Raw genomic sequence first — 21,640 nt, 5'->3', positions numbered from 1 at the left:
CCTCCCGCCAGTCAGCCCCGTGCCACCAGTCGCGCGATGTCCCGCGCCATCCGCGCGGTCTCCGCCGGGTCACAGCGGTCGCGGCGCACCCGGTGGCTGCGCCCGTCCACCGCGCCGAGGCTCAGGTCGCAGGCGCCGGGGGTGGTCCGGCCGAGCGCCACGGTCACCGCCGGTGTGCCGGCGTCGACCTCCGTGGTGTGGAAGCCGCCGGCCCGCAGCGCGTACGAGTCGCCGGCCGTGTGCGTCTCCACCGCGGCGGTGGTCGCGGTGACCAGCCGGTCGGTGGCCGCCACCTCGTCCACCTCGCCGAGACTGTGCACGTGGTAGACGCGCCAGGCCGGCGCGGTCGGGGCGTCGTCGACCTCGATCAGTTCGTTGCGGACCGTGCCGTGCAGCACGTGACTGAGCAGGTCCCAACTGTGCGAGTGCATGGGCGAGGTGGTCGGGCGCACCGGCGGCGGCTCGGCCGGCCAGGCGTGCACGCAGATGCCGGCCGGGCCGTCGCGTTGCACCGGCAGGCAGGTGAAACCGAGCGGGTGCCGCACGGCCCGCAACGGTCGCCGTCCCTCGACGACGTCGCCGAGCACGTCGAGCGCCCAGTCGCGGAGCACCTCCGGCCGGGCGCCCCGGTCGATCTCCCGTTCGAGGTCGGCGTAACTGGTCATGCGTACGGGTTCCTCGCCTGGACGGCCTTGCCGACGATGTCGGCCACCTCGCGGTCACCGTAGGAGCGCGGCAGGGTCAGCCCCAGCGCGGCGAACAGTCGCCGCACCTGCTCGACCGACGGCTCGTCGTCGAGCTTGACCTGGCCGGCGGACTCGATCGGCACCCGCCGACTCTGCCGGCGGCTGTAGTCCAACTCGATGTTGAAGCGGTTGTAGTAGACCTCGCCACGGTCGATGCGCAGCGCCGGCGTCTGCGGGTTCTCCTGGGTGATGACCACGCAGGAGGAGGAGAGGTCGTAGCGGAACGTGGTCATCTGCGCGGACAACCGCACGTCCACGGTGAGCAGGCCGGAGCGTTGCAGGTGCCAGCACGCGGCCAGCACCGTCGCGTACGACTCCTTGCGGGTGCGGTCGACCGTCCACGGCTCACCCGGCGCGTCCGGGTCGAGGCTGCGCCGGAAGCGCGCGTACCGCTCGCAGACCTCCTCGTCGGTCGGGTCGATGATCTCGACGGCGAGGGTGAGCGTGGCGTTGCGGCGGCGGGCGTGTTCCAGGCACTCGGGCAGCGTGACCGCCCGCAGGTAGGTGCCGGTGCCACCCTTGAAGCTCCACTGGTCGGTGTGCCGGCGGGCTTCGGCGAGCGCCTCGCCGACCTCGCTGCCGTGCAGCACCCGCACCATCGACACACTGTCGATGGCCTCCCGGGCCCGGTTCAGCGCGCCCTCCGGGCCGGTGATCTCCTGCATCTGCGGGACCAGGTCGGTGAGCCGGGCGCGGGTGTCCACGATGACCTGGCGGACCTCCCGCTCGGTGGTGCGCCGACGCAGCCGGTCCCGCAGCATCGCCTGCGCGAGCAGGCCGAGGACCAGCAGGATGGCGCTGTTGACCACGTCCTGGCTGACCGCGTTGGTCAGGCCGAGGACGGAGACCGTGAGGGCCAGCACCAGACCGATGAACGCGTCGAGATTGGTCACGACCCAGGCGAGCATGCGCGTCATGACATCCCCCGGTCGACGACGGAACCTCCATGATAGCCCGCTGTCAATGTCGCAATCACGCCCTGTTCCGGGGCGGTGGCGGCGTCCCCTGCCGGCGGGCGGCGCAGATCAGCGAGCCGCCGAGCCCCGGCGCGGCGCGGGCCAGCCGGCGCGAGGCCACCCACCGGCCGCCCGGCAGCCGCCAGCCGACCTCGTTGGAGCGCAGCGCCACCGGCGTGAACCCGGCCCGGCGCAGCGTCCGGCGCAGCAGCGAGGCGGTGAACGGGCGGATGTGCAGCCACAGGTACGGGTGCAGCGGGTCCACCTGGCGCGGGGCCCGGCCGGTGAGGAACGCGAGCCGGTCCTGCACCGGCGCGAGGTTGGGGGTGGTGAGCACCAGCAGGCCCTCCGGGGCGAGGACGCGGTGACACTCCCGCAGCAGCGCCAGCGGGTCGTAGACGTGCTCGATGAGTTCCCCGGCGAGCAGCCCGACGAAGCTGCCCGCGCGGAACGGCAGCTCGCGGGTGGCGTCCAGGCGGACCGCGGGGGCCTGCCCGCCGGCCGCCCGGCGGGCCGCGCCGAGCGCGGTCCCGGCCACGTCGGCGAGCACCAGCGGGCCGGGCAGGGTCGCCGGGTCGAGGATGCCGCGCGGCCCGCAGCCCAGTTCCAGCACCGGCCCGCCGCCGGTCACCCCGTCGACCACCAGCCGGGCCGCGACCGCCCGGCGCACCCGGTGGTACGGGGTGTCGACGTACCCGTCGACCTCGGCGCCGTCGTGGTAGCGGCGGTGGTTGGCGTGCCGGCCGTGCGCCTGCGCGCGGTGCGACGACGTTCCGGTCGGCGGCTCGGCCATCACCCCTCCACAGCGGACCCCGGCCCGCGTCGGCGGCGTCCGCCGCCAAGCCTCGCACCGGTCGCCCGGTACGGCGTGGATCCCGCCCCGGATACGCCCGACGCGGCGGTCGGGGTGCCGGCCGCCGCGTCGGTGGACCGGGTCAGATCGCGTGGGCCCAGTCCAGCCGGGTGCTGTCGTCGTACTCGTCGCCGGGAATCCACCACTGCTCGCCGAAGCCGCGTGTGGACACGATGATGTTGCCACCATCGGGGTACTCGTTGGCCGGCGGGACGGACAGCGCGGCGCAGTAGCGGCCGTCCGGGGAGAACACCGGCGACAGGTAGAACCGAGGTTCGTCGGTGAGCTTCTTCAGGCCGGTGCCGCCGATCCGCACCGACGCCAGCGAGTGGTTGCCGGACCCCAGGTCGGGATACCAGCGGTCGGTGCGGAACACCACGCGCCCGGAGTCGGGCACGAAGACCGGCGAGCCGAACAGCTCACCCGGCGCCGCGGGCGTGTAGAGCGGCCGCGCCGTGCCGGTCGCCAGTTCGAGCACGCGCAGTTGCCAACCCTCCGAGCGGCTGCGCCAGCGCAGGACGATCATGGAGCCGTCCCGCGACCAGTCCGGTTCGGCCATGGCGTGCCCCTGCACCAGCACCCGGGTGTCGCCGGTCGCCACGTCGACCGCGATCAGCCGGTCGTTGTTCTCGCCGGTGACCAGGGCGATCTCCGTGCCGTCCGGCGACCAGGTCGGCGCGCCGTAGCGGACGCCGAACGGCTCGGCCAGCAGCGTGCGCCGCCCGCCGGTGATCCGGTCGAGGCGGGCGCGACGGCCAGCCCGGTGGCGGCGGCCACGCCGGTCAGCGCGGCGGCGCGCAGCAGAGCCCGACGATTCATTGCAGTCATTGCCAACCCCCGTGATAGGTGTCGACCCGCCCTCCCAGGTGGACCGTCGGCCGGCCATCGGGGGAGCGGTCGCTTGACGGTCAGCTACTCGGCCATGACCACAGGTGAACCGGGACCGACCCGGTACGCTCGCCCCGGTGACCTCCGACGCGCTGCGCCACGCCCTGACCGATCCCGGCGACCCGCCGCTGCTCCCACTGCCCGGGGTGGCCGTCGAACTGCTGGACGCCGTGGCCGCCCCGCCCCGCCTCGGCGCGCACCTGCGGCTGGTGCACGACGTCGCCTGGCACCTCACCGCCGCGTTCGCCGAGCGGTTTCGCGCGGTGCCGTTCGACCGGCAGGCGGTGCTGTTCGGCGCGGCCGTGCACGACCTCGGCAAGGTCGAGCACCCGGCCGAGCTGACCGGGCCGGGTTCGGCGCACGAGGAGGCCGGCTACCGACTGCTGCTGCGTTTCGGCGTGCCCGAGGAGCGGGCCCGTTTCGCGGTCACCCATGCCGCCTGGCACTCCCCCGGCGTGCAGTTGGAGGACCTGCTGGTCAGCCTCGCCGACCAGGTGTGGAAGGGGCACCGGGTCACCGACCTGGAACAACTCGTGGTGGATCGGCTCGCCGCCATCACCGGCCAGGAACGCTGGCACACGTTCCTGGATCTCGACGACGTGCTCGCCGAGCTGGCCGCCGGCGCGGACCGGCGGCTGGCGTTCCAGGCCGAGCATCCGGTGTACGGCTGACGCACCCTCCTCCCCGCACCGGCACCGGCGATGAGTCCGGCGTGCAGCGGCGGTCTACCCCGCGTCAGTGTTCTCCGATCTGCGGGAGGAAGCATGAGCACCACCGAAGCGCGCGGCCCGGTCAAGGCCAACATCACCGTCTCCGTGGACGGCTACGTCGCCGGCCCGGACGACCACGGCGGCCGAGGGCTGGGCGTCGGCGGCGAGCGGCTGCACTACTGGGTGATGGGCGGGCCGTGGACCTACGACAACCAACCTGAGCCCGGCGCCGGCATGGCCGACGAGGACCGCGCGTACTTCGACGAGCTGCTGGCGGGCACGGGCGCGTGTCTGTGCGGCCGGGGCATGTACGACAGCGCCGGGGCGTGGGGCGGCCGGAACCCGTTCAACGCCCCTCTGGTCGTGCTCACCCACCGCACCGGCGACCAGCCCGATCCGAGCACCGGTTTCCTCATGGTCGACGGGTTCGACGAGGCGCTGGCGGCGGCCCGGCGGGCGGCCGGTGGCGGTGGGGTGGCCATCGCCGGGGGCGCCGACATCATCCGGCAGGCGCTCAGGGCGGGGGTGGTCGACGAACTCGCCATCACCACCGCTCCGGTCGCCCTGGGGCACGGCAAGCGCCTCTTCGAGGGCTTCGACCGGGACCTCGACCTGGAGATCCGCGCGGTGCACCGCTCGCGGTACGCCGTGCACGTCCGGTACGGCGTCGGTCGCCGGGCACGTAGTATCGATTGACTTTCGATCGGTTCCGCGCGATAGTCGATGCATGGTTACTGCTCAGCGCGCGGTCAACCCACTCCGCGCCTTCCTCGCACTGCTGTTCGCGATCCTCGTGCTGTTCCAGACCATGTCGCTGCCCGGGCAGTTCGCGCACATGGCGCGGGAGAACCCGGACATGGCATACCTGCGCTGGCCGGCCACCGCGGTCACCGTCTTCTGGGTGCTGTGCGTCCAGGTGGTGATCGTCTGCACCTGGCAGCTGCTCACCCTGGTCAAACGCGACCGCATCTTCACCGAGGCGTCCCTGGGCTGGGTCGACGGGATCGTCTGGGCGATCACCGCCGCCTGGGTGGCGCTGGTAGGCGTGTTTCTCTACGTGGGCTTCAACGCCGACGACCCGGGGCTGCCACTGCTGCTGTTCCTGCTGGTCACCGGCGTCAGCGTGCTCGGCCTGCTGATGGTCGTGATGCGCGCGTTGCTGCGCCAGGCCACCACGCTGCGCACCGACATGGAAGCGGTGATCTGATGCCGATCGTGGTGCGCATCGACGTTGAGCTGGCCAAACGCAAGATGAGCGTCGGCGAGTTCGCCGAGCGCGTCGGGCTCACCCCGGCCAACGTCGCGGTCCTCAAGAACGGCCGCGCCAAGGCTGTCCGGTTCAGCACGCTGGAGGCCATCTGCCGGGTGCTCGACTGCCAACCCGGCGACCTGCTCGAATGGGTCCCCGACGAGGAGGAACGATGAGATACCTGCTCGCCGCCGGGGCGTTGCTCGCCGCCGTGCTCGGCGTCGCCGGCTTCGTGTACGGCGAGGCAGACGACTCCCCCGGCCTGCAACTGCTGTCCGCCCTGTTCGTCATCGGCGCGGTCGCGGTCGGCGTCCGCGTCGTGCGCCGTACCCGGTAGGGCCGGCGCCCCCTCGACGCCGGCCCCACCGCTCAGCCCTTCACGCAGACGACCTGTTTGAGGTGGGCGACCACCTCGACCAGGTCCTCCTGCTGGGCCATCACCTCGGTGATGTCCTTGTACGCGCCGGGGATCTCGTCCACCACCCCGGCGTCCTTGCGGCACTCCACCCCGGCGGTCTGCGCGGCCAGGTCCGCGGTGCTGTACGTCCGCTTCGCCTGCCCCCGCGACATCCGCCGCCCGGCCCCGTGCGACGCCGAGCAGTACGCGTCGGGGTTGCCCCTGCCGCGCACGATGTACGACCCGGTGCCCATCGAGCCGGGGATGATGCCCAGGTCCCCCTTGCCGGCCCGGATCGCGCCCTTGCGGGTCACCAGCACGTCCACCCCGTCGTAGCTCTCCTCCGCCACGTAGTTGTGGTGGCAGGAGATCGGCTCGTCGTAGCCGGCGTGCGGGAACGCGTCCCGCACCACCTGGCTCAGCAGCGCGAGCATGACCGCCCGGTTGCGGCGGGCGTACTCCTGCGCCCACCACAGGTCCCGCCGGTACGCCTCCATCTCGGGCGTGCCGGCGAGGAACACCGCGAGGTCCCGGTCCGGCAGGTCGGTGTTGTGCGGCAGCCCGCGCGCCACCGCCATGTGCCGCTCGGCCAGTTCCTTGCCGATGTTGCGGGAACCGGAGTGCAGCATCAGCCAGACCCGGCCGTCGTCCGGGCCGCCCTGCTCCAGGCAGACCTCGATGAAGTGGTTGCCGCCGCCGAGCGTGCCGAGCTGACGCTGCGCCCGGGTCTGGAGCTGCGCGACCTTCCGGTCCAGCGTGGCGAACCGCCGCCAGAAGTCGTCCCAGCCGGCCTGCTCCAGCCCGCGGACCCGGCGCGGGTCCACCGCGTCGTCGCGCATCGCGAAGCCGACCGGGATCGCCGCCTCGATCGCCGAACGCAGCGGCGCGAGGTCGTCGGGCAGGTCGGCGGCGGTCAGCGAGGTACGCACCGCGGACATGCCGCAGCCGATGTCCACGCCGACCGCAGCCGGCGACACGGCCTGCCGCATCGCGATCACCGAGCCGACGGTGGCGCCCTTGCCGAAGTGCACGTCCGGCATCACCGCGACGCCCTGTACCCAGGGCAGCGCGCCGATGTTGCGCAGTTGCCGGGCCGCCTGCGCCTCGATCGTGTACGGGTCGGTCCAGACCCGGACCGGCGCCCGGGTACCGGCCAGCGGGGTGAAACCCATCGTCGCCTCCTTGGTCGTGTCCGTCTGACGTAGGCCGTACGGGACTCGAACCCGTAGCCTCCCGGATGAGAGCCGGGTGAGCTGCCAGTTGCTCCAACGGCCCCTGACGGCGTGCCGCCGTCGGTAGGTCCACCCCGGACACGGAGAACCGCCCAGCTCCGGTGTCGGGGCGGGCGGTTCGCGCGGATCGTCACGCCGGCGCTAGACGCGCCACCACCCTGGTTGCCACTGACGTCGCCGGCCCGCACCCGGTTCGGGCAGCAGGGCACCGGCGCGCGGCGCTCGCCGCTCGGCGCCTGCGCGGTTCTGCTGCGACACGGTGGGCTCCCTGCTGGACAGATCGACGTTGCCCGGTCACGGTACGGCCGCCCCGGACGGGACGGCAACACGATATTCGTACGGTCGCCGAGGGGCGGCCGGGCTCCTAGCCGGCGTGTGCCACCGGGTGGCGTCTCATCTGCTCCATGAACGGGTAGCGGACGGTCAGCTCCGCCAGCGTGGTGCCGGTCCGCCAGGCGGCGGCGACCTGGGCGACCTGGAGCAGGTCGGTGGCGTCACCCCGGGCCTGGACCTCGCCGTCGATCCGCAGATCGATCATGAAGTAGCGGGCCTGGGCGCCGAGGCTGACGCAGACCACACCCCTGGGCGAGGTCAGCTCGGCGCTGGTGAACCGGCCGCGCCCCTGCTCGGGGGCGCACACCTCGCCGATGTCGAGCTGGTGTGCGGCGGCGGTCTGCCCGAGCGCGGGGGCCAGACCTCCGGGCTCGACCAGGTCCGGGTAGAGGCGCACACCCAGTGCGACCGACACGTCGCTCATGACGACTCCCACTTCCTTGTGACAGGGACCAGCAGGTGGTGACAGAGACCAGCGGCGCGCAGGTTACGAACACGTTTCCGGCACGCATGGCCATCCTGTCCCGCCGGGCCGGTGGCGGCAACAGGAACGGTTGATCCGGACGCCATCGGTGCCGGGTACGCTGCCCTCCCATGGCCCGCATCCGGTGTGACTTCTTCTCCGAGGCGCTCGGCATGGGCACCTCGATGACGGTGCTGCTGCCCGACCGGGGCGGGGACGGGATCGGGATGGCCGGTGCCGCCGGTGACGGCGAACCACCGGTGCTCTACCTGCTGCACGGCCTCACCGACGACGACACGGTCTGGACCCGGCGCACCTCGATCGAGCGCTATGCCGCGCCGCTCGGGTTGGCCGTGGTGATGCCGCAGGTGCAGCGCAGCTTCTACTGCGACGAGGCGCACGGCAACCGGTACTGGACGTTCCTCAGCGAGGAGCTGCCACAGGTGTGCCGGTCGCTGTTCCGCCTGTCGCACCGCCGGGAGGACACGTTCGTCGCAGGCCTGTCGATGGGCGGCTACGGCGCGATCAAGTGGGCGTTGCGCCACCCGGACCGCTTCGCCGCGGCGGCCAGCCTGTCCGGGGCGCTGGACGCGACCCGTCGGCGGCACCACCCCACCAGGCCGCTCGACCCGGCGGTGTGGCACACGGTCTGGGGTGACGGCCCGATCCCGGCCGACGACGACCCGATCGGGCTGCTGGAACGCGCCGCTGACGACCTGCCGGCCCTCTACCTGGCCTGCGGCACCGAGGACTTCCTGTACGAGGACACCGTCCGGTTCGTCGAGACGGCCCGGAGGCGCGACCTGCCGGTCACCGTCGACCTCGGTCCGGGCGACCACGACTGGCCCTACTGGGACGCGCGCATCCAGGACGTGCTGGCCTGGCTGCCGTTGCGCAGGCCCTGACCGCGGGACGTCAGACGCCCACGGTGCCGTCCACGGCCTCACGCAGCAGGTCGGCGTGGCCGTTGTGCCGGGCGTACTCGTGCAGCATGTGCAGCATCACCAGGCGCAGCGAGACGTCCTCGCCCCAGCGGGCCTGGTGGCCGGTGACGTCCAGCGACTCGGCCTCCCGCTCGATGCGCCGGGCGTGCTCGACCTCGCGTCGCCACGCCTCGAACGCCTCCGCGACATCAGCGTCGCGGGCGTCGTACGCCTCCTGGAAGTCGCCGGCCTCCGACCACACCAGCGGCACGTCCTCGGCGTCGATGACGCGGCGGAACCAGGTGCGTTCCACCTCCGCCATGTGCCGGACCAGGCCGAGCAGGGACAGCGTGGACGGCGGGGACGCCCTCCGGCGCAACTGTTCGTCGGTCAGCCCTTCGCACTTGAGGGCGAGCGTGGCGCGGTGGAAGTCGAGGAACGCGCGCAGCGACTCCCGCTCCCCGGCCAGCAGCGGCGGGCCGATCCGTTCGGTCTGCACAAGGGTTCCTTCCGGGTGTTGGTGGTTCCCGGGCAGCCTAGAGGATCATGACCCGGCCGCGTCACCGCAGTGACGAGCCGGCCACCGGGAAGTCGAACCAGGTGTCCGGGTACGGCTCGTCGACATACCGGTAGTGCCACCACTCCAGCCGATAGTTCTCGAAGCCCTGCGCGGACATCAGCTCCCGCAGCAGTTCCCGGTTGCGTCGCGCGGTGCCGCTGACCCGCGCGTCGGCGGTGTGGGCGCGCGGGTCGAAGCAGTCGAACCCGGCGCCCATGTCGATCGAGTCGTCGGCGAAGCGACGGCCGGCAGGCGCGGTGCAGGGCACCAGCGGCTGGCCCGGCGTGTACGCGGCCTGCGTGGGGCCGGACACCGGGACCAGGGTCAGGTCGACGGTGCTGCCCCGGCTGTGCGCGGTGGGCGCGCCGATGTAGCCGTCGGCGAACAGCCGGTCCTTCGGTACGCCGGGGTAGAACTCCCCCTTCATCCGCTGGTCGCCCGGGATCTTCGCCCAGGCGACGAAGTCGTCCGCCGCGCGCTGCGGGCGGTAGCAGTCGTACACCTTCAGGCTGTGCCCGCCGGCGAGCGCGGCGGTCTGCACCCGGTGCAGCGCGTCGGCCGCGCGGCGGGTGAGCAGGCAGCGCGGCTCGGCGTACCCGTCGATCGGCCGGCCGACGAAGTTGTGCGCGCCCGCGTAGCGGATGTCGGTGCGCACCGTCGGGTCGACGCTGGACAGGTCGACCACGTCCGCCGGCGCGCGCAGACCGGTGGGGTCGGGGGTGGGAATGGCCGACGGCGACGGGCCCGGCGCGGGCCGCTCGCAGGCCCCGACGGCGAGCGCGGCCGCCACCGCCAGGACCGCCGTCACGCGTCTGCCGGTGCCCACCCTGCCGTGTCTACCAGCCGCGACCGCCCGCCGGGGGCGCATCGTCGCAACCTGCGCTCAGCCGCCCAGCACGGTGTGCAGGAAGTCGACCGCGGCGGCGTCGTCGTCGATGCCGCCCGCCTCGTGCCCGTTGAACCGCCACACGGTCAGGTCCTTGTCGCCGCGGTAGTCGTGGTAGGCGGCGAAGACGGTGGACGGCGGCACGATGTCGTCCATCAGCGCCACCGAGAAGCGGGCCGGGGCGGTGGCCCGCCGGGCGAAGGCCACACCGTCGACGTAAGCGAGGGTGCGCAGCGCCTGTTCCTCCCGGTCCCGGTGCACGGCCAGGTAGTCGCGGATCTCCCGGAACGGCGCCGAGTCGGTGACCGTCACGGCGCGCGGGATGTCGCACAGGAACGGCACGTGCGCCACCGCCGCGCGTACCCGCGGGGCCAGCGCGGCGGCGGCCAGCGCGGCCGCGCCGCCCTGGCTGTGGCCGAGCACCGCGATCCGGTCCGGGTCGACACCCGGCAGGTCACCCACCGCGTCGACCGCGCGCACCGCGTCGGTGAGGAACCGGCGGTAGTAGTAGCGGCGCGGGTCCTCGATGCCCCGGGTGGCCATGCCCGGCGCCTGCGGCCCGGCGGCGGCGACGTCCGGGGTGTCGCCCCGGCTCCACCCCGAACCCTGCCCCCGGGTGTCCATCTGGAAATGGGCGAAGCCGGCGGCGGACCAGAGCAGATTGTCCAGCGGATGGCCGCGGCCACCGCCGTAGCCGACGTACTGCACGACGGTGGGCAGCGGCGCGGACACGTCCCGGGGCACCCGCAGCCACCCCCGCACCGGCTGGCCGGCGAACCCCGGGAAGGTCACGTCGAACACGTCCAGCCCGACGAGCGGTGTGGTCACCGGGATCGCCTCGACCGGGTCGCCGCAGGAGCGGGCCTCGGCCAGGGTGTCGGCCCAGAAGGCGTCGAAGTCCGGCGGTTCGCGCAGGTCACTGCGGTAGCGACGGAGTTCCGGCTCGGGCAGGTCGGTGAACACGCCTCGGTCACCTCGTCGGTCGTCGGTGGGGGCGACGGCGTGCCGTCGAAAGGCGGCGCACGGATTTCCGAAAGGTTTCCGCAACTCGTGCGAACGCTAGGCCCGGTCCAACCTGTCGTCAAGCCCGGGGCGTACGGCAAGATGTGCGTGGGGCGGCACGGTTTTCCGGTCGGTTCCGGCAGCCGGCGAAGGGAACACGGGTGAGCGGGGACGACGAGCGCAGGGTGACCATCACCGCGATCGCACGGGAGGCCGGTGTCTCGGTGCCCACCGTGTCGCGGGTGCTCAACGGGCGTTCGGACGTCGCACCGGGCACCCGGGAACGCGTCGAGGAACTGCTGCGCCACCACGGCTACCGGCGCCGGGGCAGCCGTACGGTCCGCCGGGCGGACCTGGTCGACCTGGTCTTCAACGACCTGGACAGCCCCTGGGCCGTGGAGATCATCCGGGGGGTGGAGGACGTGAGCCACGCCGCCGGGGTCGGCACCGTCGTCTCCGCCATCCATCGGGAGTCCAGCTCCACCCGGCAGTGGCTGCACAACCTGCGGGCCCGCGCCTCCGACGGGGTGATCGTGGTGACCTCGCACCTGACTCCCCCGGTGCAGGCTCAACTGCGCCGGCTCAACGTGCCGGTGGTGGTGGTCGACCCGGCCGCCGGGGTGGCCGGGACGGACGTGCCGGCGATCGGCGCCACCAACTGGACCGGCGGCCTCGCCGCCACCGAGCACCTGCTGAAACTCGGCCACCGGCGAATCGGTTTCGTCGCCGGCCCGCCGCACCTGCTGTGCAGCCGGGCCCGGCTGGACGGCTACCGGGCCGCGCTGGCCGCCGCCGGGGTGCCCGCCGACGACCGACTGGTCCGCCCCGGCGACTTCTACCACGCCTCCGGTTTCACCGCGGGCGGGGAACTGCTCGACCTCGACGACCCGCCCACGGCCGTCTTCGCCGCCAGCGACCAGATGGCCTTCGGCGTGTACGAGGCGATCCGCCGCCGTGGGCTTCGGGTCTGCGACGACGTGAGCGTGGTGGGCTTCGACGACCTGCCCGAGGCGCGGTGGGCCTCACCGCCGCTGACCACCGTCCGCCAGCCGCTCGTCGAGATGGGCCGGCTCGCCGCGCGTACCGTGCTGCGGCTGGCGCAGGGCGAGGAGATCGACTCGCCCCGGGTCGAGCTGGCCACCGAACTGGTGGTGCGGGACAGCACCGCCGCGCCCGTCGGCGGCTGACCGGGCCGGCTCAGTGCCCACCGGGGATCTTCGGCTCACGCAGCGCCGCCGCGGTCGACAGCGCGTGCCGACGGCGCCGGGCCAGCAACACCGATCCCCCGGCCACCAGCAGCGCGCCCACCGCCACCGTCACCCCGGCGCCGGGCCGTCCTCCGGGCGACGCCGCCCCGCCGCCCGGCCCGCCCGGACCGGCCAGGGCGGAGGCCGGGCCGGCCGTCGGTGACGCGCTCCGGTCCGCCTCGCCCGGTTCGACGAGCCGGCCGACCGAGGCGCCCCGGGGTTGACCGAACCCCCAGTCCAGCAACGCGGCGCCCTGCTGCCAGCCGCGCTGGCTGCGTACCTCCGCACCGAGCAGCGTGACCACCAGCCGCCGACCGTCACGCTCGGCCGCCCCCACGTACGTGTGCCGGGCGAGGTCGGTGAAGCCGGTCTTGCCGCCGAGCGCCCCCGGGTAGTGGTCCAGCAGCATGTTGTCGTTGACGATCGGGAACGCCTTCGCCCGCCGCGCCGGCTGGGCCGGCACCTGCGCGCCGCGGGTCGCCGCGTACCGCCGGAAGGCCGGGTCGGCGAAACACGCCCGGGCGATCAACGCCAGGTCGTACGCGCTGGTGAACTGCCCCGGACCGTCCAGGCCGGACGGGGTCACCGCGTGGGTCTGCCGGGCGCCGAGCCGGTGTGCCTCCTCGTTCATCGCCCGCACGCCGCCGGGCAGCCCGTCCGGTCCGCCGCCGAGGCGGGCCAGCGCGTTGGCCGCCTCGTTGCCGGAGCGCAGCAGCAGACCCAGCCAGATCGTCTCGATCCGGTAGCGTCCCCCCTCGACCAGCCCGACCGTGGAGCTACCCGGCTCGACCGCCAGGTCCCCGGCGGTCACGGTGACCTCCTGCCGCGCGTCCAGCCGGGGCAGCATGGTGGCGGCCAGCAGCAACTTCTGCACGCTCGCCGGGGCGGCGTACTCATGCGGCCCGCAGCCGCCGAGCACCGCGCCGCTGTTCAGGTCGGCGACCACCCACGAGGTCGCGGTCACCGGCGGGGGCGCGGTCGCCGCGGCCGGAACCGCCAGGCCGGTGGTGTCCAGCGCGGCCCCGCCGACCGCCCGCGCGGCCGGGTCGGGCGGGGGCGGCGGCTGCGCGGGCCGGATGCCCGCGGCCGGCACGTTCGGGCAGTGCGGCGCCCCGACCGGCAGGCGGCGGCCCGGCGCGCCGGCGGCGCGGCCTGCCGCCACGGCGGGTGTCACAGGCGTCGGCAGCGGCAGCAGGAGGGCGGCCGCCAGCGCCACGAAGGGTCCCCAGGTCCTCATGACCCGGACGCTAGCCACGCCGACCCGAACGGGTCGCCGGCTCCGGGATTCGGGTCCCGCCGGCCGGGTCGCCGGGTAGGGTGCGCCGGCTCAGGCCCGTCGACGACCCCGCGCCCGGCCACGCCGGGCGGTGAGCACCGCCGCCGTCGCGCCCACCGCGAGGGCGAGCACGCCGGCCAGTGGCACGATCACCCGCCAGTCGCCGTCGCCGATGCGGCGCACCGCCGTCCCGGCCGGCCCCCGCCACGGGGTCGAGGACGGGGTGGGTGGCGGTACGACGGCCGGCTCATCGCCCGGACCCGCCGTGTCGGGATCCGGCTCCCCCGGCTCGACGAGCCGCCCGACCGAGGCGTCGCGGGGCAGCGTGAACCCCCAGTCGAGCAGTTGGGCGCCCTGCTGCCAGCCGCGTACCGGACGGGCCTCGGCACCGAGCAGGGTCACCACCAGCCGCCGTCCGCCCCGCTGGGCGGCCCCGACGTAGCTGTGCCGGGCCAACTCGGTGAAGCCGGTCTTGCCGCCGAGCGCCCCCGGATAGCGGTAGATGAGCTGGTTCTCGTTCTGGATCTGGAAACCGCCCTTCTTCAACGCCGGCTGCGCCGGGATCTGGGCGCGTTCGGTGCGCGCGTACCGCTGGAAGGTGGCGTCGGCGAAGCAGGCCCGGGCGATCAGCGCCAGGTCGTACGCGCTGGTGAACTGTCCCGGTCCGTCCAGACCGGACGGGGTGACGGCGTGGGTCTGCCGGGCGCCCAGGCGGCCCGCGTACGCGTTCATCTCCGCGACCCCGGCCTGGGCGCTGCCCGCGCCGAGGCGCGCCAGCATGTTGGCCGCGTCGTTGCCGGACTGCAGCAGCAGGCCGAGCCAGAGCGTCTCCACCTGGTAGCGCCCGCCGACGAGCAGGCCGACGGCCGAGCTGCCCGGCTCGATGTCCAGGTCGGCAGCGGTGGCGACGGCCACCTGTTTCGGGTTGAGCCGGCCGAGCATGGTGGCGGCCAGCAGCAGCTTCTGGGTGCTCGCCGGGGTGGCCTGGACGTGCGCCCCGCACGCGCCGAGCACGGCGCCGCTGTCCAGGTCCGCGACGAGCCAGGTGGTGGCGGTGACCGCGGGCGGGGCGGGGACTCCCGGCGGCGTGACCAGTCCGCCGGTGGCCAGCGCCGCGCCGCCGACCACCTGCTGTCCTGGTCGCGGCGGCGGGGTGGGCCGCGGCGGGCGGCTGACCTTCGGGGCCGGCAACCGGGGGCAGGGCACCGTGGCCGCGGGAGCCGCCGGGGCGGCGAGGGCCGCGGGAGCCGCGGGAGCCGCGGGAGCCGCGGGAGCCGCGGGGACGGTGCGCGCCGCGAGGGCGGCGGAAGCGGCGGGGGCCGCCGGGGCGGGGCGCACCGGTGTGTGCGCACCGGTGAGGAGCAGGGTGACGGCGGAGGCGGCGGCCAGGACCCGGGCTGTCATGAGAAGGCACCCTACCGAGGACAGCGATCATGCCGTGGAGCCTCACCCGGTCGGTGACGGTGCGTCGAACCGGTCACGCCTGCCGGTGGCCGGTCGGGCGGTCACCGCACCCCGCGCAGCCAGCGACGCTGCCAGGGGGTCTCCACCGCCCGCGGGTGGTAGCGCGCGCGGACCCAGGTCACCGCCGGGCCGGGCGGCAGCCCGTCGAGCACCGCGAGCGCGGCGAGCGCGGTGCCGGTCCGTCCGACGCCGCCGTGGCAGGCCACCTCGACCCGCTCCCCCGCGTACGCGCGCCGCCGGGCCTCGCGCAGCGCGTCGAGGGCGTCGGCCCGGTCCAGCGGGATCCAGAAGTCGGGCCAGCGGACGTGCCGTGCCGGCCAGTCCGGTTCCGGCCCGGGGGCCAACAGCAGGGCGAAGTCGGCGGGCGGGCCCGGCACGGCGATCCGTCGGCCCCGCACCACGGCGCCACCGGGCAGGGTGAACAGGCCGGTGGGGTCGGTCCACGGTGTCGCGTCCACCGCCTCATTGTGCGCGACGCACGCGCGGGTGCCCGCCGGCCGAGGTCCGGCGGGCACCCGCGTTCCGGCCGGGACAGGTCCCGGCGCGTCCCGGTTCAGCCGAGGCGACGGCGACGCCAGGCCAACGAGCCCAGCAGCAGCACCGCACCGGCGGCGGCGAGACCGCCACCGAGCTTCAGCGGCGTACCGATGTTGTCACCGGTGACCGGCAGCCCGCCGTGGTGCGGCGGGCGGGTCGGCCGCACCGGCAGCACGATGCCGGTGGCGCTGGCGGTCCGGCCCGACGTCAGGCCGGTGGCCGTGAACGTGTAACGGCCGATCCGGGTCGGCCGGTAGGGGACGGTGAAGTTGCCGTTGGCGTCGGCCGTCACGGTGAACGTGGTCGGCGCGGGCTGCGGCTGGGCGCGGTTCGGCGTGTACGCGACCGGGACCATCGCCACCGTGTCGGCGTCGCCGCGCCGCGCCGTGTCCCCGGCGGGTGCGGCGGCGGGCAGGCCCGAGATGGCCACGTCGATGCGGACCGTCTCGTTCGGCGCGAAGTTCCGGCCCCGCAGGGTGAACGTCTCGCCGAGCCGGATCGCCGGCGGCGACACGGTCAGCGTCGCGACGTCGTTGGGCGGGTAGACCGGTGGCTGCGGCTGGGCCGCCCCGGCCGCGGTCGGCACGGCCACGACGGCCACGCCCACCGTGAGCGCCATGATGATGCGGGATAGCCGCATGGTGGATTCCCTCCTACTGTTCACAGTTGGGTGCGTTGACCACCTGGGTGGTCCATGGGGTGGCGGTGGGTGTGAGCACCAGCTCGGCCGTGCCTGCTCCGGTCCGGCCGGTCAGCACGGTGACGTCGAGCGTCCGGGTCTGCCCGGGGCCGGTCTCCACCTTCGCCACCGCCACCTGGCGGCGGCCGTCGAGCCCGCTGCCCATCGCGGTGTCCCGCCCGTCGAGCCGGCCGGTGAGGACCGCGCCGGCGGTGGGCGTGTGCACCGAGACGAAGGTGCGTGCTGTGTACTTGTCACCGGCCAGCGCGAGCCCGGTAACCGATCGGGTCAGCCCCGACCGGGGGGCGGTGGAGTGCACCCGGACCCGCAGCCGCAGCTCGCGGCGCCCGTCCGGCTGGCAGTCGCCGACCGTCAGGGTGGCCGTGAACCTGAGGTAGTAGCCGAGCTTCGCGCCGCTGCCGTCGTTGAGGAACACCCCGACCGTCGGCACCGTGTCCTTCTCCGGAAGGTGCCCGGCCAGCCGGGTACCGGCCAGCGCGCGCTGCTCCTCGGATCGGACACTCCAGAACAATATCCGACGTTCCCCTATTGACCGGCCGAAAACGGCCAAAAACGCTCGCGGGTCTGCGGGCTTGGTGAACAACGCCTCGAACACGCGCGCGGCGGCCCGGGCGAAGAACTCGTCCTGATCCTTCGCGCCCAGGTCCCGGTACGAGTCGCTGAGCAACGTCCGGACCGCGGTGTCGGCCGTCAGCACCGGGCCGCCGGGCACCGCCACCGGGCCGATGGCGCCGAGCAGGTACGACAGCACCACCGGGTCGACCGCGAGGACACCGTCCACTGTGGTGCCAGTGCGCCGGCGCACCATCTCCCGGTAGAGCGCGGCCGCGGCCGGGAAGTCCGGCGCCAGGTTCACGTCGGCGGGAAACATGCCCGGCAGGTCACCCCAGATCCGGCTCGCCTGCGGGTCGACCGGCAGCGGCGGGTCGAAGCTCGCCAGGCTCGACGAGCTGCCCTGGTCGAGCAGCCGGATGCGCCCGTCCTGCGCACGCAGCACCGCGTACGCGCCGAACATGCCGCCGGTGGCACGCAGCTCCGCCGGGTTCTGCGACACCAGCAGGTAGGTGCGGGGCCCGTCGCCGCCGAGCAGCGGCGGCAGCAGCCGGGCACCCCGGTCGGCGGCCGAGGTGAGGTGACCCAACCGGTCCAGCTCCGCCCGCAGCGCGGTGACCGCCTCGCGCACCTGCGTCACCAGCCGCTCGGTCGGCACCTGCGCGAGCCGGGCGGCGGTGCGCCGGACCGCCTCGTCGGCAGCGGTCACCTCGGCGGACACGGCACGCAAACGGCCCAGGTCGAGCCGGCCCTGCTTCGGCACCAGGGAGGCGAGGTCGACCCGCAGCAGGGTGGGGAAGGCGAGGCGGGCCAGGTCGTCCACCGCCACCGAGACCTCCCGGACGGCGGTCAGGTCGTCGCCGGCGTACGGCATCCGCCGACCGAGCCGCCAGGCCGGGCCCTCGGTGGCATCCCGGGCCGCGACGGCCTGCTCCTGCAACGCGGACAGGGTGCGCTGGGCGCGGGCCATGTCCCCGTCGAGCACCTGGACGCTGAGTTCCTCGGCGAGCCCGGCGGCGTTCACCAGGTGGGCGCGGGCCTGCCAACCCCGGAAGGCCACCCAGCCACCGGCGGTGAGCAGCACCGACACGACGACCAGCCCGGTCAGCAGAATCCGGCGGATCCGGGCCCGGCGGCGTCGCCGGGCGCCTCGCCGCCGGCCGGGCGGAGCCCCGCCTCCCGTCACGAATCCCCCTCGATGGTCGGTTGAGACCTTTGAGTGCTTTCTAGCAGGATGAAGCGCCTTTAGTGTCTGTTTCACCATTTGCGACGCTCACCGTGCCGCGGCGCGGCTCGCGCTCCCGGTCGCCCGCATCGCCGCCGCCTCGTGCAGCAGCGCCTCGATCCGGTCGACGCCGGCCCGCGAGGACATCTCCCGCAGGTAGACCTCCCGTCCGCGGCGACCCATGTCGACCCGGGCCGCCGCGGGAATGGCCGCGGCCAGCCAGAAGCGGTCGGCCAGCGCGGCCCAGTCGTCCGGCGGGCAGGACAGCCCGGCCCGGGACCGCTCGACCAGCTCCGCCGTGTCGCCGCCCGTGGAGGCCACCACCGGTGCGGCGCAGGAGAGCGCGGCCTGCAGCTTGCCCGGCACCGTGCCCCGCAGCTCCGGCAGGCCGCGCTGCACGACCAGCTGGTAGTCGGCGGCCGCGTAGAGCTGGGGCATGTCCGTCGGGACCCGCCGGTCGACGAACCGGACGTTCTCCGCGCCGAGGTCGGCGGCGAGCCCTCGCACCCGCCGCTCCTGCGGACCGGAACCCACCAGCACCAGGTCCATCCGGTCGCCCAGCGCAGCCGCCGCCCGGACCGCCGTCTCCAGGCCCTGCCGCGCACCGATCGTGCCGGCGTGCATCACCACGCACCGGCCGTCCCGGCGGACCAGCCGGCGCGCCGCAGGTCCCGGCTCGGCCGGCTGGAAGATCCGCTCGTCGGTCCAGTTGAGCACCGTGTGCACCCGCGCCGGGTCGACACCGGCGGCGACCACGAGGTCCCGCATGGAGGGAGCGCTGACCGCCACCACCGCCGCCTCCCGCCACAGGCGGCGGGCCGCGTCCCACCTGCCGGGTCCGCGGTCCGCCGCCGGCTGCCGGTCCCGCTCGGCCCACACGTCCTGCACGTGCAGCACGGTCGGCACCCGGCCGAGCACCCGCAGCAGCCCCGCCGCGGCGAAGGTGACCGCCGGATGCTGGTGGACGTAGAGCGCGTCGACGTCGCGGAAGTAGCCGCGGCCCGCGAGCCCGACGCTGCCGGCGAAGGAGAGCCAGCTCGCGGCACGCGCCCGCGCGGACGCGTCGCCGCCGGCGAACCGGGGCACCCGGCGCACGGTCAACCGCTCGCTGTGCGTCCGGTGCCCCCAGCGCTGCCGCCAGCCCGGATAGACGTGGCCGCCGGGATAGTCCGGGAAGCCGGTGAGCACCCGTACCTCGTGGCCACGGCCGGCCAGTTCCTCGGCCAGACTGCCGGGGACGAACGCCGGCTCCGGCGGGAAGTGGTACGACAGGATGCCGATCCTCATGGCCGCGCCCCTGGCGCGGCCTGCCGGACGCCCGGCGCCCGGCCCGCGTACGATGCCGGCAACCCCTCCGCCTCCGGCCGCGACCGCCGGGCAAACGCCGGCGCGGCACCACCCGCCGCGACCGCGTCGAGGAGAGGGGTGCGGATGGTCGACGAGGTGCTCTTCGTCTGCCACGCGAACATGTGCCGGTCGCCGATGGCGGAGTTCATCGCCCGCCGGCTGCTCGCCGGCCTGCCGCTGGCGGTGGCCAGCGCCGGCACCGACGCGATCGACGGCGCGGCCATGCATCCGTACGCCGTCGAGGTGGCCGCCGGAACCGGCGCGGACCCGGCGGCGTTCCGCACCCGCCGGCTGCGCCCGGAGCACCTGGGCGCGGCGACGCTGGTGCTGACCGCGACCCGGCGGCAGCGCTCGGCCTGCACCGCGCTCGCCCCGAACGCGTTGCCCCGCACGTTCACGCTGCGCCAGTTCGCCCGGCTGGCCGCCGCGGCCCGGCCGGCCGAGGCGGTGGCGGACACACCGCTGCGGGCCGCGGTGGTCGCCGCCGTCCGAGCCCGGGGGCGACTGCAACCCCCCGCCCCCGGCGCGGATGACCTGGGCGACCCGATCGGCGGCTCCCCCGCGGACTTCCGGCACTGCGCGCGGGAGATCGAGCGGTCGATCCGGCCCGTGCTGGCGCTCATCGGGACAGCCGGGTGAGTTCCTGCGTCCGGTCGCCCACGTCGGCCCGCGCGCCCCGGTGGGTGCCGACCCGGTCGGCCGGCACGGACGCACCGGCGGGCGGCACGACCACCCGGTACGCCTCGTACTGGTAGGCGTCCTCCTTGGCCACCCGGGCCATGTTGAGCACGCAGCCGAGCAGGCGCACCGAGACCGAGCTGAGCGCGTTCGCCGCCGCGGCCACCTGGCTGCGTGAGGTCCGCCCCTGCTGGGTGACCAGGAGCGCGCCGTCGGCCTGCACGGCCACCACCACGCCGTCGGTGACCGCCAGCAGCGGGGCGGTGTCGATGACCACGATGTCCGCCGAGTCGCGCAGCGCCACCAGCAGGTCCGCCATCGACTTGGAGCCGAGCAGCTCGCTCGGGTTGGGCGGGGTGGCGCCGCTGGGCAGCACCAACAGGGACTTCTCGCCCCAGGGCTGCACCACGTCACCGACCTGTACGTCGCCGACGAGCACGTCGGTGAGGCCGACGCCGTCGTCGAGCCCGAGATAGTCGGCGACCTTGGGGCGGCGCAGGTCGGCGTCGATGAGCAGGACCCGCCAGCCGGCCTCGGCCAGCGCGATCGCGGTGTTGCAGGCCATCGTGGTCTTGCCCTCGCCCTGCAACGCGCTGGTGACCGCGATGACGCGGGCGGGCTCGTGCACGTCCACGAACCGCAGGTTGGTGCGCAGCTTGCGCACCGCCTCGGCGCGGGGCGACCCGGCCGCCTCACCGACGATCAGCGGCGCCGACTTCGCGGAGGCGTCGAACGGGACCTCGCCGAGCAGCGGGCTGCCGGTCACCCGTTGCAGCGCGGCGCCGTCTCGCATCCGCACGTCGGCCAGCCCGCGCAGGACCGCCAGGCCGGCGCCGAGCAGCAGACCGATCAGCCCACCCAGGACGAGGTTGCGGGTCGGCTGCGGGGTGACCGGGTCGGCGGTGACGCGGGGCCCGCTGACCAGCTCGATCTTGATCGGGGGCGCGTTGCCGTCCGGCGGTGTCTCCACCTTCTGGACCAGCTCGGTGAACTTCGTCGCGAGCGTCTCGGTGGTCTTCAGCGCCCGGTTCTGGTCGGTGTCGGTGACGGTCGCCTCCAGCAGGACCGTGCCGGTCGTGGTGGCGGTGCTGATCCGGCCGCGCAACTGGTCGGCGGTGAGGCCGAGCGGCGTCTCGGCGACAACGCTCTGTGCCAGCCGGTCACTGGTGAGCAGGTCGCCGTAGGACTTGACCCGCTGTTGGAGGAAGAGGCTGCCCTGGTAGGCGTCGGTGACCCCCTGGCTGGGCGTGGTGACGAAGAACGTCACCGAGGCCTGGTAGCGGGGCACCGTCCGCACCGTCACCAGCGCGGCGCTGCCCAGGGCGAGCATCACCGCCACCAGCACGATCCACCAGTGGCGTCGGACCAGTCGCAGGTAGCCGAACAGGTTCATCACGCTCCCCCTCGCGACACGCCG

General features: G+C 74.5%; 24 protein-coding genes and 1 tRNA gene. 8 read left to right on the top strand and 17 right to left on the bottom strand.

All coding sequences use genetic code 11. The features are described from left to right. Positions 1-11: 11 nt before the first annotated feature. The 4 genes from ACLQ2X_RS02310 to ACLQ2X_RS02295 all read right to left on the bottom strand — a co-directional run bounded on the left by ACLQ2X_RS02310 (position 12) and on the right by ACLQ2X_RS02295 (position 3,441). The gene (locus ACLQ2X_RS02310) at positions 12-665 is read right to left on the bottom strand and encodes a hypothetical protein (RefSeq protein WP_425679223.1); all 654 of its coding nucleotides are present in this window, start codon (positions 663-665) and stop codon (positions 12-14) included. After that, positions 662-1,654, bottom strand: a complete 993-nt coding sequence (locus tag ACLQ2X_RS02305) for a hypothetical protein (RefSeq protein ID WP_425679222.1) — start codon at positions 1,652-1,654, stop codon at positions 662-664. The genes ACLQ2X_RS02310 and ACLQ2X_RS02305 overlap by 4 nt, the downstream gene beginning before the upstream one ends. 64 nt (positions 1,655-1,718) lie before the next feature. After that, entirely contained in the window at positions 1,719-2,495 is a 777-nt protein-coding gene (locus ACLQ2X_RS02300; RefSeq protein ID WP_425679221.1) for a methyltransferase domain-containing protein, read from the bottom strand. A gap of 142 nt (positions 2,496-2,637) precedes the next feature. Continuing rightward, a complete protein-coding gene (locus tag ACLQ2X_RS02295; RefSeq protein WP_425679220.1) occupies positions 2,638-3,441 on the bottom strand; it encodes a TolB family protein in 804 nt (267 codons plus the stop codon). 79 nt (positions 3,442-3,520) lie between these two features. On the opposite strand from ACLQ2X_RS02295, the gene ACLQ2X_RS02290 reads away from it, so the two are divergent. The 5 genes from ACLQ2X_RS02290 to ACLQ2X_RS02270 all read left to right on the top strand — a co-directional run bounded on the left by ACLQ2X_RS02290 (position 3,521) and on the right by ACLQ2X_RS02270 (position 5,739). Next, a complete protein-coding gene (locus ACLQ2X_RS02290; RefSeq protein ID WP_425679219.1) occupies positions 3,521-4,114 on the top strand; it encodes an HD domain-containing protein in 594 nt (197 codons plus the stop codon). Between the two features lie 93 nt (positions 4,115-4,207). Further along, the gene (locus ACLQ2X_RS02285) at positions 4,208-4,849 is read left to right on the top strand and encodes a dihydrofolate reductase family protein (protein WP_425679218.1); all 642 of its coding nucleotides are present in this window, start codon (positions 4,208-4,210) and stop codon (positions 4,847-4,849) included. A 31-nt stretch (positions 4,850-4,880) separates the two neighbouring features. Beyond that, entirely contained in the window at positions 4,881-5,360 is a 480-nt protein-coding gene (locus ACLQ2X_RS02280) for a DUF2975 domain-containing protein (RefSeq protein WP_425679217.1), read from the top strand. Beyond that, entirely contained in the window at positions 5,360-5,578 is a 219-nt protein-coding gene (locus tag ACLQ2X_RS02275) for a helix-turn-helix domain-containing protein (protein WP_425679216.1), read from the top strand. The genes ACLQ2X_RS02280 and ACLQ2X_RS02275 overlap by 1 nt, the downstream gene beginning before the upstream one ends. Beyond that, positions 5,575-5,739: a hypothetical protein gene (locus ACLQ2X_RS02270; RefSeq protein ID WP_425679215.1), complete on the top strand. Its 165-nt coding sequence runs from the start codon at positions 5,575-5,577 to the stop codon at positions 5,737-5,739. The genes ACLQ2X_RS02275 and ACLQ2X_RS02270 overlap by 4 nt, the downstream gene beginning before the upstream one ends. 32 nt (positions 5,740-5,771) lie before the next feature. Here the strand turns inward: ACLQ2X_RS02270 and ACLQ2X_RS02265 are convergent, their stop codons facing one another. The 3 genes from ACLQ2X_RS02265 to ACLQ2X_RS02255 all read right to left on the bottom strand — a co-directional run bounded on the left by ACLQ2X_RS02265 (position 5,772) and on the right by ACLQ2X_RS02255 (position 7,788). Continuing rightward, positions 5,772-6,971 carry an RtcB family protein gene (locus ACLQ2X_RS02265; protein ID WP_425679214.1) on the bottom strand — a complete coding sequence of 400 codons (1,200 nt, stop codon included), beginning with the start codon at positions 6,969-6,971 and terminating at the stop codon, positions 5,772-5,774. Between the two features lie 30 nt (positions 6,972-7,001). After that, positions 7,002-7,074 (bottom strand) — tRNA-Glu (locus ACLQ2X_RS02260). Positions 7,075-7,395: 321 nt separating this feature from the next. Next, complete coding sequence (locus tag ACLQ2X_RS02255; RefSeq protein ID WP_425679213.1) at positions 7,396-7,788, bottom strand: hypothetical protein; 393 nt, start codon at positions 7,786-7,788, stop codon at positions 7,396-7,398. 170 nt (positions 7,789-7,958) lie between these two features. Here ACLQ2X_RS02255 and ACLQ2X_RS02250 point away from each other — a divergent pair, with 170 nt between their 5' ends. Further along, on the top strand, positions 7,959-8,732 hold the full coding sequence (locus tag ACLQ2X_RS02250; protein WP_425679212.1) for an alpha/beta hydrolase: 774 nt from the start codon (positions 7,959-7,961) through the stop codon (positions 8,730-8,732). A 10-nt stretch (positions 8,733-8,742) separates the two neighbouring features. Here ACLQ2X_RS02250 and ACLQ2X_RS02245 read toward each other — a convergent pair whose 3' ends face one another. The 3 genes from ACLQ2X_RS02245 to ACLQ2X_RS02235 form a co-directional block, all read right to left on the bottom strand. After that, a complete protein-coding gene (locus ACLQ2X_RS02245) occupies positions 8,743-9,249 on the bottom strand; it encodes a DinB family protein (RefSeq protein ID WP_425679211.1) in 507 nt (168 codons plus the stop codon). A 61-nt stretch (positions 9,250-9,310) separates the two neighbouring features. Continuing rightward, positions 9,311-10,177, bottom strand: coding sequence for a M15 family metallopeptidase (locus ACLQ2X_RS02240; protein ID WP_425679210.1), 867 nt, complete (start codon positions 10,175-10,177; stop codon positions 9,311-9,313). A gap of 15 nt (positions 10,178-10,192) precedes the next feature. Further along, the gene (locus tag ACLQ2X_RS02235; RefSeq protein WP_425679209.1) at positions 10,193-11,158 is read right to left on the bottom strand and encodes an acetylxylan esterase; all 966 of its coding nucleotides are present in this window, start codon (positions 11,156-11,158) and stop codon (positions 10,193-10,195) included. Between the two features lie 200 nt (positions 11,159-11,358). On the opposite strand from ACLQ2X_RS02235, the gene ACLQ2X_RS02230 reads away from it, so the two are divergent. Then, positions 11,359-12,384: a LacI family DNA-binding transcriptional regulator gene (locus tag ACLQ2X_RS02230; RefSeq protein WP_425679208.1), complete on the top strand. Its 1,026-nt coding sequence runs from the start codon at positions 11,359-11,361 to the stop codon at positions 12,382-12,384. 10 nt (positions 12,385-12,394) lie between these two features. Here the strand turns inward: ACLQ2X_RS02230 and ACLQ2X_RS02225 are convergent, their stop codons facing one another. The 6 genes from ACLQ2X_RS02225 to ACLQ2X_RS02200 all read right to left on the bottom strand — a co-directional run bounded on the left by ACLQ2X_RS02225 (position 12,395) and on the right by ACLQ2X_RS02200 (position 19,485). Beyond that, positions 12,395-13,681 carry a D-alanyl-D-alanine carboxypeptidase family protein gene (locus ACLQ2X_RS02225; RefSeq protein ID WP_425679207.1) on the bottom strand — a complete coding sequence of 429 codons (1,287 nt, stop codon included), beginning with the start codon at positions 13,679-13,681 and terminating at the stop codon, positions 12,395-12,397. Positions 13,682-13,771: 90 nt separating this feature from the next. Continuing rightward, a complete protein-coding gene (locus ACLQ2X_RS02220) occupies positions 13,772-15,058 on the bottom strand; it encodes a D-alanyl-D-alanine carboxypeptidase family protein (RefSeq protein WP_425679529.1) in 1,287 nt (428 codons plus the stop codon). Between the two features lie 167 nt (positions 15,059-15,225). Further along, positions 15,226-15,642 (bottom strand): protein-tyrosine phosphatase family protein, encoded by a 417-nt coding sequence (locus tag ACLQ2X_RS02215; protein ID WP_425679206.1) that lies wholly within the window; start codon positions 15,640-15,642, stop codon positions 15,226-15,228. Positions 15,643-15,737: 95 nt separating this feature from the next. Continuing rightward, complete coding sequence (locus tag ACLQ2X_RS02210) at positions 15,738-16,361, bottom strand: hypothetical protein (protein WP_425679205.1); 624 nt, start codon at positions 16,359-16,361, stop codon at positions 15,738-15,740. 13 nt (positions 16,362-16,374) lie between these two features. Further along, positions 16,375-18,159: a DUF4012 domain-containing protein gene (locus tag ACLQ2X_RS02205; RefSeq protein WP_425679204.1), complete on the bottom strand. Its 1,785-nt coding sequence runs from the start codon at positions 18,157-18,159 to the stop codon at positions 16,375-16,377. An 87-nt stretch (positions 18,160-18,246) separates the two neighbouring features. After that, positions 18,247-19,485, bottom strand: coding sequence for a glycosyltransferase family 4 protein (locus ACLQ2X_RS02200; RefSeq protein ID WP_425679203.1), 1,239 nt, complete (start codon positions 19,483-19,485; stop codon positions 18,247-18,249). 144 nt (positions 19,486-19,629) lie between these two features. Here ACLQ2X_RS02200 and ACLQ2X_RS02195 point away from each other — a divergent pair, with 144 nt between their 5' ends. Further along, positions 19,630-20,184 carry a low molecular weight phosphatase family protein gene (locus tag ACLQ2X_RS02195; protein ID WP_425679528.1) on the top strand — a complete coding sequence of 185 codons (555 nt, stop codon included), beginning with the start codon at positions 19,630-19,632 and terminating at the stop codon, positions 20,182-20,184. On the opposite strand, the gene ACLQ2X_RS02190 is transcribed toward ACLQ2X_RS02195, so the two are convergent. Then, positions 20,165-21,616, bottom strand: coding sequence for a polysaccharide biosynthesis tyrosine autokinase (locus ACLQ2X_RS02190; protein WP_425679202.1), 1,452 nt, complete (start codon positions 21,614-21,616; stop codon positions 20,165-20,167). The two genes, ACLQ2X_RS02195 and ACLQ2X_RS02190, sit on opposite strands and share 20 nt — an antisense overlap. Positions 21,617-21,640 lie beyond the last annotated feature (24 nt).

The sequence above is a fragment of the Micromonospora sp. DT31 genome (assembly GCF_049841795.1).
GTDB lineage: Bacteria > Actinomycetota > Actinomycetes > Mycobacteriales > Micromonosporaceae > Micromonospora.
The sequence above is the reverse complement of the archived record's forward strand: the minus strand, read 5'-3'. Positions and strand labels throughout refer to the sequence as shown.

What these genes read in the sequence shown, in the direction of transcription:
- ACLQ2X_RS02310 (WP_425679223.1), bottom strand. Translation starts at nt 665, where the DNA reads ATGACCAGTTACGCCGACCTCGAACGGGAGATCGACCGGGGCGCCCGG.
- ACLQ2X_RS02305 (WP_425679222.1), bottom strand. Translation starts at nt 1,654, where the DNA reads ATGCTCGCCTGGGTCGTGACCAATCTCGACGCGTTCATCGGTCTGGTG.
- ACLQ2X_RS02300 (WP_425679221.1), bottom strand. Translation starts at nt 2,495, where the DNA reads ATGGCCGAGCCGCCGACCGGAACGTCGTCGCACCGCGCGCAGGCGCAC.
- ACLQ2X_RS02295 (WP_425679220.1), bottom strand. Translation starts at nt 3,441, where the DNA reads ATGGCCGGCCGACGGTCCACCTGGGAGGGCGGGTCGACACCTATCACG.
- ACLQ2X_RS02285 (WP_425679218.1), top strand. Translation starts at nt 4,208, where the DNA reads ATGAGCACCACCGAAGCGCGCGGCCCGGTCAAGGCCAACATCACCGTC.
- ACLQ2X_RS02280 (WP_425679217.1), top strand. Translation starts at nt 4,881, where the DNA reads ATGGTTACTGCTCAGCGCGCGGTCAACCCACTCCGCGCCTTCCTCGCA.
- ACLQ2X_RS02275 (WP_425679216.1), top strand. Translation starts at nt 5,360, where the DNA reads ATGCCGATCGTGGTGCGCATCGACGTTGAGCTGGCCAAACGCAAGATG.
- ACLQ2X_RS02270 (WP_425679215.1), top strand. Translation starts at nt 5,575, where the DNA reads ATGAGATACCTGCTCGCCGCCGGGGCGTTGCTCGCCGCCGTGCTCGGC.
- ACLQ2X_RS02265 (WP_425679214.1), bottom strand. Translation starts at nt 6,971, where the DNA reads ATGGGTTTCACCCCGCTGGCCGGTACCCGGGCGCCGGTCCGGGTCTGG.
- ACLQ2X_RS02255 (WP_425679213.1), bottom strand. Translation starts at nt 7,788, where the DNA reads ATGAGCGACGTGTCGGTCGCACTGGGTGTGCGCCTCTACCCGGACCTG.
- ACLQ2X_RS02250 (WP_425679212.1), top strand. Translation starts at nt 7,959, where the DNA reads ATGGCCCGCATCCGGTGTGACTTCTTCTCCGAGGCGCTCGGCATGGGC.
- ACLQ2X_RS02240 (WP_425679210.1), bottom strand. Translation starts at nt 10,177, where the DNA reads ATGCGCCCCCGGCGGGCGGTCGCGGCTGGTAGACACGGCAGGGTGGGC.
- ACLQ2X_RS02225 (WP_425679207.1), bottom strand. Translation starts at nt 13,681, where the DNA reads ATGAGGACCTGGGGACCCTTCGTGGCGCTGGCGGCCGCCCTCCTGCTG.
- ACLQ2X_RS02210 (WP_425679205.1), bottom strand. Translation starts at nt 16,361, where the DNA reads ATGCGGCTATCCCGCATCATCATGGCGCTCACGGTGGGCGTGGCCGTC.
- ACLQ2X_RS02200 (WP_425679203.1), bottom strand. Translation starts at nt 19,485, where the DNA reads ATGAGGATCGGCATCCTGTCGTACCACTTCCCGCCGGAGCCGGCGTTC.
- ACLQ2X_RS02195 (WP_425679528.1), top strand. Translation starts at nt 19,630, where the DNA reads ATGGTCGACGAGGTGCTCTTCGTCTGCCACGCGAACATGTGCCGGTCG.
- ACLQ2X_RS02190 (WP_425679202.1), bottom strand. Translation starts at nt 21,616, where the DNA reads ATGAACCTGTTCGGCTACCTGCGACTGGTCCGACGCCACTGGTGGATC.